We start from the raw sequence: 12,837 nt of genomic DNA, 5'->3' as shown, positions 1-12,837 counted from the left end.
AAATAGTATAGCGCAGCAAATGCTTAAGAAATTTTTTCTATGGCACAAATGAATGGAGCATGATTACGTTGGTTTAAAAATTGATATTGCAAAACTTGCGCATGCTTTTGATCCAAAGTACTCAAGTAATCAAGCAATGCATGCTTCTCAATTTGTCCTTCGCTATGACCATGATATATAACAAGTACAATAATACCTTCAATTGACATTAATGATAGCAATGAATTAATAGCTTGGATTGTCGTGTCAGGCTTTGTCACGATAGATTTATCACCTTTAGGCAAATAACCTAGGTTAAAGATGGCTGCATCAATATGACCTTTATGTGCATCATTTATATGATGTTCAATATTTTCATGTCCATCTTTTATTAAAGAAACATGATTGAAATCCTTAACTTTATCACGTGTATTTTCCAAAGCTAAATCTTGAATGTCGAAACCATAAACATGTCCTTCTGGTACTTGTTCGGCTAAAAATAAAGTGTCATTGCCGTTACCGCAAGTTGCGTCCACAACAATACTTTCTGGTGTTATATGTTGTTTAATAAGTGTTTTTGAAAAAGGGAGTATACGTTCTAATTTCATTGCTTCACCTTAGACTTGTAACGCAAGCCTTGATAAGAATTTCTACGTGCTAATTCAGCATCGATGCCATTTAATACTTCCCATTTATTAACACTCCACATTGGACCTACCATGATATCTATTGGACCATCACCGGTAATTCGGTGAACGATCATTTCAGGGGGAATCACTTCTAATTGGTCCACAACTAGGTTTGTGTACTCTTCTTGAGTCATAAAAGTTAATAAACCTTTATCGTATTGTTTTACCATCGGTGTACCTTTTAACAAATGAAGTAAATGAATTTTAATACCTTGTACATCCATTTGTGCAACTTCTTTGGCAGTAGCCATCATCATGTCATAGTCTTCGCCAGGTAAGCCATTAATGATGTGTGTACATACATTGATATTATGCTTACGTAATTTTGCCACACCATCATAATAAGTTTTCATATCATGGGCACGATTGATTAAATCAGATGTTGACTGATGGATTGTTTGTAGTCCTAATTCAACCCATAAGTATGTTCGTTGATTCAAATCTGCTAAATATTCGACAACATCGTCTGGTAGACAGTCAGGACGCGTACCAATAGATAATCCTACAACACCCGGTTCTTTAAGTACAGGTTCGAATTTTTCTTTTAATACTTCAACTGGTGCATGTGTATTTGTAAATGCCTGAAAATAAGCAATATATTTTCCTTCGTGCCATTTCTCATGCATCTTTTCCTTAATTTCTTTAAATTGTACTGCGATTGAATCTGCACGATTACCTGCAAAGTCCCCGCTACCTGCAGCAGAACAAAATGTACATCCACCATGTGCTACAGTGCCATCGCGGTTAGGACAGTCAAACCCGCCATCCAATGCAACTTTAAATATTTTTTGTCCAAATTTATTTTTTAAATGGTAATTCCATGTGTGATAACGTTTGTTTTCAAAAGCGTATTGGAAATGATTGCCCATATGTCATTTTCCTTTCTATAAAAAAAGAGTTCTAAGTACAGATTTTAACATATTTTAATGTTATAGTGTTTATTATAGTTTGACAAAAAAGAGAGAGGAACTATGAAATATGAATATACCTAAATCAGTCTGGTGGCTAGTAATTGGCATGGCGTTAAATATTACTGGTTCCAGTTTTTTGTGGCCTTTAAATACAATTTATATGAAACAAGAACTTGGAAAAAGTTTAACTGTTGCTGGTTTAGTGCTAATGATAAATTCATTTGGCATGGTTATTGGAAACTTATTAGGTGGTTCACTATTTGATAAATTAGGTGGATACAAGACGATTTTAATTGGAACTTTCACTTGTCTTTGTAGTACAACGCTACTTAATTTCTTTCACGGGTGGCCTTGGTATGCTGTATGGCTTGTAATGTTAGGCTTTGGTGGCGGAATGATTATTCCTGCGATATACGCTATGGCTGGAGCAGTGTGGCCGAATGGCGGAAGACAAACGTTTAATGCGATATACTTAGCGCAAAATATTGGTGTGGCTGTCGGTGCTGCAATGGGCGGCTTTGTCGCAGAATTTAGCTTTAACTATATCTTTTTAGCCAATCTTATTATGTATGTTGTGTTTGCGCTTGTCGCGGTAACGCAATTTAATATTGAAATTAATGCGAAAGTTAAATATCCAACTCATTTAGATATTACTGGTAAAAAGAATAAAGCAAGATTTATTTCATTAGTACTAATTTGTGCAATGTTTGCAATTTGTTGGGTTGCGTATATTCAATGGGAGTCTACAATCGCATCATTTACACAATCTATTAATATTTCAATGGCACAATATAGTGTTTTATGGACAATTAACGGAATAATGATTTTAGTAGCACAACCATTAATTAAACCGGTTCTCTATCTGTTAAAAGGAAACTTAAAGAAGCAAATGTTTGTCGGCATCATCATTTTTATGTTGTCGTTCTTTGTCACGAGTTTTGCCGAAAACTTTACAATATTTGTTGTCGGTATGATTATTTTAACTTTTGGAGAAATGTTTGTATGGCCAGCAGTTCCAACTATAGCCAATCAGTTAGCGCCAGATGGTAAGCAAGGACAGTACCAAGGTTTTGTGAATTCAGCTGCTACAGTAGGAAAAGCATTTGGTCCATTTCTTGGTGGTGTATTAGTTGATGCGTTTAATATGCGCATGATGTTTATCGGTATGATGCTACTACTTGTATTTGCATTAATATTATTAATGGTTTTCAAGGAGAATAATACGCAACCTAAAAAAATAGATGCATAATGAGTAAATAGAATTAACGTTATAGACTTGAAATAAATGTCGTTATAACATAATATTAATTTGTATAATTTAATTTCGTTTGGAGCTTTTCTACAGAAAGCTAGTGATGCTGAGAGCTAGTGTTAAGGACTAAATGTAAATCGTATTAATTTTAAATTGAATGAATGACATCTCTTACTATTAAAATGAGTGCACAATTTTTGTGAAATAGGGTGGTAACGCGGCAAATGTCGTCCCTATGTAAATAGAATAGTTAGAGGTGTCTTTTTTATTGAATAGGAGGAAATGTGTTGAATTACAACCACAATCAAATTGAAAAGAAATGGCAAGACTATTGGGACGAAAATAAAACATTTAAAACAAATGATAACTTAGGTCAAAAGAAATTTTATGCTTTAGACATGTTTCCATATCCATCAGGTGCTGGTTTACATGTTGGACATCCTGAGGGCTATACAGCAACAGATATCATTTCAAGATATAAAAGGATGCAAGGTTATAATGTATTACATCCGATGGGGTGGGATGCATTCGGATTACCAGCAGAGCAATATGCTTTAGACACTGGCAACGACCCACGTGAATTTACAAAGAAAAATATCCAAACTTTTAAACGACAAATTAAAGAATTAGGGTTCAGTTATGATTGGGATCGTGAAGTTAATACAACAGATCCAGAATACTATAAATGGACACAGTGGATTTTCATACAGTTATATAACAAAGGTTTAGCATACGTTGATGAAGTTGCAGTTAACTGGTGTCCAGCATTAGGCACTGTTTTATCTAACGAAGAAGTGATTGATGGTGTCTCTGAACGTGGTGGACATCCAGTTTATCGTAAGCCGATGAAACAATGGGTACTTAAAATCACAGAATATGCAGATCAATTATTAGCAGATTTAGATGATTTAGATTGGCCTGAGTCTTTAAAAGATATGCAGCGCAATTGGATTGGACGTTCTGAAGGGGCCAAAGTTTCATTTGATGTAGATAATACGGAAGGAAAAGTAGAAGTATTTACGACTAGACCAGACACTATCTATGGTGCATCATTCTTAGTCTTAAGTCCTGAACATGCATTAGTTAATTCAATTACAACTGATGAATATAAAGAAAAAGTAAAAGCTTATCAAACAGAAGCTTCTAAAAAGTCAGATTTAGAACGTACAGATTTAGCAAAAGATAAATCAGGTGTGTTTACTGGTGCATATGCAATTAATCCTTTATCTGGTGAAAAAGTACAAATTTGGATTGCTGATTATGTATTATCAACATATGGTACTGGAGCAATTATGGCAGTACCAGCGCATGATGACAGAGATTATGAATTTGCTAAAAAGTTTGATTTGCCAATCATTGAAGTCATCGAAGGTGGAAATGTTGAAGAAGCAGCATACACTGGTGAAGGTAAACATATTAATTCTGGTGAACTTGATGGTTTAGAAAATGAAGCGGCAATTACTAAAGCTATTCAATTATTAGAGCAAAAAGGTGCTGGCGAAAAGAAAGTTAATTACAAATTAAGAGATTGGTTATTCAGTCGTCAGCGTTATTGGGGCGAACCAATTCCTGTCATTCATTGGGAAGATGGAACAATGACAACTGTTCCTGAAGAAGAGCTACCATTGTTGTTACCTGAAACAGATGAAATCAAGCCATCAGGGACTGGTGAGTCTCCACTAGCTAATATTGATTCATTTGTAAATGTTGTAGATGAAAAAACAGGTATGAAAGGACGTCGTGAAACAAATACAATGCCACAATGGGCAGGTAGTTGTTGGTATTATTTACGTTACATCGATCCTAAAAATGAAAATATGTTAGCAGATCCTGAAAAATTAAAACATTGGTTACCTGTTGATTTATATATCGGTGGAGTAGAACATGCGGTTCTTCACTTATTATATGCAAGATTTTGGCATAAAGTCCTTTATGATTTGGGTATCGTACCTACTAAAGAACCTTTCCAAAAATTATTTAACCAAGGTATGATTTTAGGAGAAGGTAATGAGAAGATGAGTAAATCTAAAGGAAATGTAATCAATCCTGATGATATAGTACAGTCTCATGGTGCAGATACTTTACGTCTTTACGAAATGTTTATGGGACCTTTAGATGCTGCAATTGCATGGAGTGAAAAAGGATTAGATGGGTCTCGTCGATTCTTAGATCGCGTATGGCGTTTAATGGTAAATGAAGATGGAACATTGAGTTCAAAAATTGTAACTACAAATAATAAATCTTTAGATAAAGTTTATAACCAAACTGTTAAAAAGGTAACAGAAGACTTTGAAACATTAGGATTTAATACTGCTATTAGTCAATTAATGGTATTTATTAATGAGTGTTATAAAGTTGATGAAGTTTATAAACCTTACATTGAAGGCTTCGTTAAAATGTTAGCACCTATTGCACCACATATCGGTGAAGAATTATGGTCAAAATTAGGACATGAAGAGTCTATTACGTACCAACCTTGGCCAACTTATGACGAAGCACTACTTGTAGATGATGAAGTAGAAATCGTTGTTCAAGTAAATGGTAAATTGAGAGCTAAAATTAAAATTGCTAAAGATACATCAAAAGAAGAAATGCAAGAAATTGCCTTATCTAATGACAATGTTAAAGCGAGTATTGAAGGTAAAGACATCATGAAAGTCATCGCTGTTCCTCAAAAATTAGTCAATATTGTAGCTAAATAATGTTTTAAGGAGGACTTTGAAATGAAGTCAATTACTACAGATGAATTAAAAAACAAACTTTTTGAATCTAAACCAGTTCAAATTGTTGATGTTCGTACTGACGAAGAAACAGCAATGGGATATATTCCTAATGCAAAGTTGATTCCAATGGATACCATTCCGGATAATTTAAATTCATTTAATAAAAATGAAATATATTATATTGTATGTGCTGGTGGAGTTCGAAGCGCTAAAGTTGTAGAATATTTAGAGGCAAATGGCATTGATGCCGTAAATGTCGAAGGCGGCATGCACGCATGGGGCGATGAAGGTTTGGAAATAAAAAGTATTTAAAGTAGTGACATAATTTAAAATAATATTACATTTGTAATGACACCAAGTAACGTTTCGGTTGCTTGGTGTTTTTTGGTATGAATTACTTTCTGTTACAAAACAATCTAAAGCGTTCTTGTTATGTTTTATTAAGATTTTAATTACAAAACGGAAACTAAATTGTAATAAAATAAAACTTTATTTTATAAAATGATGATGATAAAATTGAGTGAACTTAAAATATTGTACAAAATAATATAGCTATAAACATAATATGAGAGAGCGTATATTTTTAGCATAATTCTAAACAACACAGCAGAGAACAGACAACCAGGAGGAAAATGAAATGAATTTGTTAAAGAAAAATAAATATAGTATTAGGAAGTATAAAGTAGGCATATTCTCTACTTTAATCGGAACAGTTTTATTACTTTCAAACCCAAATGGTGCACAAGCCTTAACTACGGATAATAATGTACAAAGCGATACTAATCAAGCCACACCTGTAAATTCACAAGATACAAATGTTGCTAATAATAGAGGTTTAGCAAATAGTGCTCAGAATACACCTAATCAATCTGCAACAACTAATCAATCAACGAATCAAGCATTGGTTAATCATAATAATGGTAGTATAGCAAATCAAGCTACGCCAACATCAGTGCAATCAAGTACGCCTTCAGCACAAAACAATAATCATACAGATGGCAATACAACAGCAACTGAGACAGTGTCAAACGCTAATAATAAGGATGTAGTGTCGAATAATACCACATTAAATGTACCTAATAAAACAAATGAAAATGGTTCAGGAGGACATCTAACTTTAAAGGAAATTCAAGAAGATGTTCGTCATTCTTCAGATAAACCAGAGCTAGTTGCAATTGCTGAACAAGCATCTAATAGACCGAAAAAGAGAAGTAGACGTGCGGCACCGGCAGATCCTAATGCAACTCCAGCAGATCCAGCGGCTGCAGCGGCAGGAAACGGTGGTGCACCAGTAGCAATTACAGCGCCATACACGCCGACAACTGATCCTAATGCCAATAATGCAGGACAAAATGCACCTAACGAAGTGCTGTCTTTTGATGACAATGGTATTAGACCAAGTACCAACCGTTCTGTACCATCAGTAACAGTTGTTGATAATTTACCAGGCTTTACACTTATCAATGGTGGTAAAGTAGGTGTGTTTAGTCATGCGATGGTTAGAACAAGTATGTTTGATTCAGGAGATGCTAAGAACTATCAAGCACAAGGAAATGTAATTGCATTAGGTCGTATTAAGGGAAATGATACAAATGATCATGGTGATTTTAATGGAATTGAAAAATCTTTAACAGTAAATCCAAATTCTGAATTAATTTTCGAATTTAATACGATGACTACAAAAAACTATCAAGGTGTGACAAATTTAATAATTAAAAATGCTGATAATGATACTGTTATTGCAGAAAAATCAGTAGCTTATGGTCCGATTTGGCGTTTGTTTAAAGTGCCTGAAAATGTTAGTCACTTAAAAATTCAATTTGTACCTAAAAATGATGCAATAACAGATGCGCGTGGCATTTATCAACTAAGAGACGGTTATAAATACTATGACTTTGTTGACTCAATTGGTCTACATTCTGGTTCGCATGTCTATGTTGAAAGACGAACAATGGAACCCACAGCTACTAATAATAAAGAATTTACAGTCACAACTTCATTAAAGAATAATGGTAACTTCGGTGCTTCATTTAATACAGATGATTTTGTATATAAAGTTCAATTACCTGAAGGGGTAGAATATGTTAATAACTCATTGACTAAAGATTTTCCAAGCAGTAATTCAGGTGTTGATATGAATGATTTTAATGTGACGTATGATGCGGCGAATCGAGTGATAACAATTAAAAGTACTGGTGGAGGTTCAGGTAACTCGCCGGCACGATTAATGCCTGATAAAATATTGGATTTAAAGTATAAGTTGCGTGTTAATAATGTACCGACACCAAGAACAGTAACATTTAATGATACATTAACATATAAAACATATACACAAGATTTTATTAATTCACCTGCTGAAAGTCATACTGTAAGTACAAATCCATATACAATCGATATCATCATGAATAAAGATGCATTACAAGCCGAGGTTGATAGACGCATTCAACAAGCTGATTATACATTTGCATCATTAGATATCTTTAATGATCTTAAAAGACGTGCACAAACGATTTTAGATGAAAATCGTAACAATGTACCATTAAATAAAAGAGTTTCTCAAGCAGATATTGATTCATTAACTAATCAAATGCAACATACGTTAATTCGAAGTGTTGATGCTGAAAATGCAGTTAATAAAAAAGTTGACCAAATGGAAGATTTAGTTAATCAAAATGATGAATTGACAGATGAAGAAAAACAAGCAGCAATACAAGTTATCGAGGAACATAAAAATGAAATAATTGGTAATATTGGTGACCAAACGACTGATGATGGCGTTACTAGAATCAAAGATCAAGGTATACAGACCTTAAGTGGGGATACTGCAACACCGGTTGTTAAACCAAATGCTAAAAAAGCAATACGTGATAAAGCAACGAAACAAAGGGAAATTATCAATGCAACACCAGATGCTACTGAAGACGAGATTCAAGATGCACTAAATCAATTAGCTACGGATGAAACAGATGCTATTGATAATGTTACGAATGCTACTACAAATGCTGACGTTGAAATAGCTAAAAATAATGGCATCAATACTATTGGAGCAGTTGTTCCTCAAGTGACACATAAACAAGCTGCAAGAGATGCAATTAACCAAGCAACAGCAACGAAAAGACAACAAATAAATAGTAATAGAGAAGCAACTCAGGAAGAGAAAAATGCAGCATTGAACGAATTAACTCAAGCAACCAACCATGCTTTAGAACAAATCAATCAAGCAACAACAAATGCTGATGTTGATAACGCCAAAGGAGATGGTCTAAATGCCATTAATCCAATTGCTCCTGTAACTGTTGTTAAGCAAGCTGCAAGGGATGCTGTATCACATGATGCACAACAACATATCGCAGAAATCAATGCTAATCCTGATGCGACTCAAGAAGAAAGACAAGCAGCAATTGACAAAGTGAATGCTGCTGTAACTGCAGCAAACACAAACATTTTAAACGCTAATACCAATGCTGATGTTGAACAAGTAAAGACAAATGCGATTCAAGGAATACAAGCAATTACACCAGCTACAAAAGTAAAAACAGATGCAAAAAATGCCATCGATAAAAGTGCGGAAACGCAACATAATACGATATTTAATAATAATGATGCGACGCTCGAAGAACAACAAGCAGCACAACAATTACTTGATCAAGCTGTAGCCACAGCGAAGCAAAATATTAATGCAGCAGATACGAATCAAGAAGTTGCACAAGCAAAAGATCAGGGCACACAAAATATAGTTGTGATTCAACCGGCAACACAAGTTAAAACGGATGCTCGCAATGCTGTAAATGATAAAGCTCGAGAGGCGATAACAAATATCAATGCTACACCTGGCGCGACTCGAGAAGAGAAACAAGAAGCGATAAATCGTGTCAATACACTTAAAAATAGAGCATTAACTGATATTGGTGTGACGTCTACTACTGCGATGGTCAATAGTATTAGAGACGATGCAGTCAATCAAATCGGCGCAGTTCAACCGCATGTAACGAAGAAACAAACTGCTACAGGTGTATTAAATGATTTAGCAACTGCTAAAAAGCAAGAAATTAATCAAAACACAAATGCAACAACTGAAGAAAAGCAAGTGGCTTTAAATCAAGTGGATCAAGAGTTAGCAACGGCAATTAATAATATAAATCAAGCTGATACAAATGCGGAAGTAGATCAAGCGCAACAATTAGGTACAAAAGCAATTAATGCGATTCAGCCAAATATTGTTAAAAAACCTGCAGCATTAGCACAAATCAATCAGCATTATAATGCTAAATTAGCTGAAATCAATGCTACACCAGATGCAACGAATGATGAGAAAAATGCTGCGATCAATACTTTAAATCAAGACAGACAACAAGCTATTGAAAGTATTAAACAAGCTAACACAAATGCAGAAGTAGACCAAGCTGCGACAGTAGCAGAGAATAATATCGATGCTGTTCAAGTTGATGTAGTAAAAAAACAAGCAGCGCGAGATAAAATCACTGCTGAAGTGGCGAAGCGTATTGAAGCGGTTAAACAAACACCTAATGCAACTGACGAAGAAAAGCAGGCTGCTGTTAATCAAATCAATCAACTTAAAGATCAAGCAATTAATCAAATTAATCAAAACCAAACAAATGATCAGGTAGACACAACTACAAATCAAGCGGTAAATGCTATAGATAATGTTGAAGCTGAAGTAGTAATTAAACCAAAGGCAATTGCAGATATTGAAAAAGCTGTTAAAGAAAAGCAACAGCAAATTGATAATAGTCTTGATTCAACAGATAATGAGAAAGAAGTTGCTTCACAAGCATTAGCTAAAGAAAAAGAAAAAGCACTTGCAGCTATTGACCAAGCTCAAACGAATAGTCAGGTGAATCAAGCAGCAACAAATGGTGTATCAGCGATTAAAATTATTCAACCTGAAACAAAAGTTAAACCAGCTGCACGTGAAAAAATCAATCAAAAAGCGAATGAATTACGTGCTAAGATTAATCAGGATAAAGAAGCAACAGCAGAAGAAAGACAAGTAGCACTAGATAAAATCAATGAATTTGTAAATCAAGCCATGACAGATATTACGAATAATAGAACAAATCAACAAGTTGATGATACAACAAGTCAAGCGCTTGATAGCATTGCTTTAGTAGCGCCTGAACATATTGTTAGAGCAGCTGCTAGAGATGCAGTAAAGCAACAATATGAGGCTAAAAAGCAAGAAATAGAGCAAGCTGAACATGCGACTGATGAAGAAAAACAAGTTGCTTTAAATCAATTAGCGAATAATGAAAAACTTGCATTACAAAACATCAATCAAGCAGTAACGAATAATGATGTGAAACGTGTTGAAACAAATGGCATTGCTACACTAAAAGGTGTACAACCTCATATTGTAATTAAGCCTGAAGCACAACAAGCAATAAAAGCAACTGCAGAAAATCAAGTAGAATCAATAAAAGATACACCACATGCAACAGTTGATGAATTAGATGAAGCGAATCAATTAATTAGCGACACACTCAAACAAGCGCAACAAGAAATAGAAAATACAAATCAAGATGCTGCTGTTACTGATGTTAGAAATCAAACAATCAAGGCAATTGAGCAAATAAAACCTAAAGTAAGACGTAAACGAGCTGCGCTTGATAGCATTGAAGAAAATAATAAAAATCAACTCGATGCAATCCGAAATACGTTGGATACTACTCAAGATGAAAGAGATGTTGCTATTGATACTTTAAATAAAATTGTAAATACAATTAAAAATGACATTGCACAAAACAAAACGAATGCAGAAGTGGATCGAACTGAGACTGATGGCAACGACAACATCAAAGTGATTTTACCTAAAGTTCAAGTTAAACCAGCAGCGCGTCAATCTGTTGGTGTAAAAGCCGAAGCTCAAAATGCACTAATCGATCAAAGCGATTTATCAACTGAAGAAGAAAGACTAGCTGCTAAACATTTAGTAGAACAAGCACTTAATCAGGCTATTGATCAGATCAATCATGCAGATAAGACTGCCCAAGTTAATCAAGATAGTATAGATGCTCAAAATATTATTTCAAAAATTAAACCAGCGACAACAGTTAAAGCAACAGCATTACAACAAATTCAAAATATCGCTACAAATAAAATTAATTTAATTAAAGCAAATAACGAAGCGACAGATGAAGAACAAAATATTGCAATAGCACAAGTTGAAAAAGAGTTAATTAAAGCTAAACAACAAATTGCTAGTGCAGTGACTAATGCTGATGTGGCATATTTATTGCATGATGAGAAAAACGAAATTCGTGAAATCGAACCTGTTATTAACAGAAAGGCGTCTGCTCGAGAACAATTGACAACATTATTCAACGATAAAAAAACAAGCAATTGAAGCGAATATTCAAGCAACGGTAGAAGAAAGAAATAGTATATTAGCACAGTTACAAAATATTTATGACACTGCTATTGGACAAATTGATCAAGATCGTAGCAATGCACAAGTTGATAAAACAGCATCATTAAATCTACAAACAATACATGATTTAGATGTACATCCTATTAAAAAGCCAGATGCTGAAAAAACGATTAATGATGATCTTGCACGCGTCACTGCTTTAGTGCAAAATTATCGAAAAGTAAGTAATCGTAATAAGGCTGATGCATTAAAAGCTATAACTGCTTTAAAATTACAAATGGATGAAGAATTAAAAACAGCACGCACTAATGCTGATGTTGATGCAGTTTTAAAACGATTTAATGTTGCATTAAGCGATATAGAAGCAGTAATTACTGAAAAAGAAAATAGCTTACTGCGAATTGATAACATTGCTCAACAAACATATGCGAAATTCAAAGCGATCGCAACACCAGAACAATTAGCTAAAGTAAAAGTATTAATTGATCAATATGTTGCAGATGGCAATAGAATGATTGATGAAGATGCGACATTAAATGACATCAAACAACACACGCAATTCATTGTTGATGAAATTTTAGCAATTAAATTACCAGCTGAAGCGACGAAAGTATCACCAAAAGAAATTCAGCCAGCTCCAAAAGTTTGTACGCCTATTAAAAAAGAAGAGACACATGAATCGCGCAAAGTTGAAAAAGAACTTCCAAATACAGGTTCTGAAGGAATGGATTTACCATTGAAAGAATTTGCACTGATTACAGGTGCGGCTTTGTTAGCTAGAAGACGTACTAAAAACGAAAAAGAATCATAATTAACGAAATGACCTTAATATAACGACACTTTTTAGTGACTCAGTTATATTAAGGTCATTTTTAATTGAATGAAAAAGTTGATC

General features: G+C 34.3%; 5 protein-coding genes and 1 pseudogene. 4 read left to right on the top strand and 2 right to left on the bottom strand.

The features are described from left to right. Window positions 1-23: 23 nt before the first annotated feature. Window positions 24-587 carry a class I SAM-dependent methyltransferase gene (locus NSS86_RS07460; protein WP_000764419.1) on the bottom strand — a complete coding sequence of 188 codons (564 nt, stop codon included), beginning with the start codon at window positions 585-587 and terminating at the stop codon, window positions 24-26. Further along, window positions 584-1,537 (bottom strand): TIGR01212 family radical SAM protein, encoded by a 954-nt coding sequence (locus NSS86_RS07455; protein ID WP_000526539.1) that lies wholly within the window; start codon window positions 1,535-1,537, stop codon window positions 584-586. The genes NSS86_RS07460 and NSS86_RS07455 overlap by 4 nt, the downstream gene beginning before the upstream one ends. 109 nt (window positions 1,538-1,646) lie before the next feature. Here NSS86_RS07455 and NSS86_RS07450 point away from each other — a divergent pair, with 109 nt between their 5' ends. The 4 genes and pseudogenes from NSS86_RS07450 to sasC all read left to right on the top strand — a co-directional run bounded on the left by NSS86_RS07450 (window position 1,647) and on the right by sasC (window position 12,753). Continuing rightward, window positions 1,647-2,828: an MFS transporter gene (locus NSS86_RS07450; RefSeq protein ID WP_001025067.1), complete on the top strand. Its 1,182-nt coding sequence runs from the start codon at window positions 1,647-1,649 to the stop codon at window positions 2,826-2,828. 287 nt (window positions 2,829-3,115) lie between these two features. Then, the gene (gene leuS, locus NSS86_RS07445; protein WP_001557386.1) at window positions 3,116-5,533 is read left to right on the top strand and encodes a leucine--tRNA ligase; all 2,418 of its coding nucleotides are present in this window, start codon (window positions 3,116-3,118) and stop codon (window positions 5,531-5,533) included. A 21-nt stretch (window positions 5,534-5,554) separates the two neighbouring features. Next, the gene (locus NSS86_RS07440; RefSeq protein WP_000836461.1) at window positions 5,555-5,866 is read left to right on the top strand and encodes a rhodanese-like domain-containing protein; all 312 of its coding nucleotides are present in this window, start codon (window positions 5,555-5,557) and stop codon (window positions 5,864-5,866) included. A gap of 325 nt (window positions 5,867-6,191) precedes the next feature. Continuing rightward, window positions 6,192-12,753 (top strand): annotated as a pseudogene (sasC, locus tag NSS86_RS07435) (LPXTG-anchored aggregation protein SasC). Window positions 12,754-12,837: the final 84 nt, after the last annotated feature.

Source organism: Staphylococcus sp. FSL W8-0056 (assembly GCF_037963075.1).
Lineage (GTDB): Bacteria > Bacillota > Bacilli > Staphylococcales > Staphylococcaceae > Staphylococcus > Staphylococcus aureus.
Note: the sequence above shows the minus strand (reverse complement) of the source record. Positions and strands in the feature narration are given on the sequence as shown.

Bases quoted from the DNA above. Each gene is read 5' to 3' on its own strand.
- NSS86_RS07460 (WP_000764419.1), bottom strand. From the start codon at position 587: ATGAAATTAGAACGTATACTCCCTTTTTCAAAAACACTTATTAAACAA.
- NSS86_RS07455 (WP_000526539.1), bottom strand. From the start codon at position 1,537: ATGGGCAATCATTTCCAATACGCTTTTGAAAACAAACGTTATCACACA.
- NSS86_RS07450 (WP_001025067.1), top strand. From the start codon at position 1,647: ATGAATATACCTAAATCAGTCTGGTGGCTAGTAATTGGCATGGCGTTA.
- NSS86_RS07440 (WP_000836461.1), top strand. From the start codon at position 5,555: ATGAAGTCAATTACTACAGATGAATTAAAAAACAAACTTTTTGAATCT.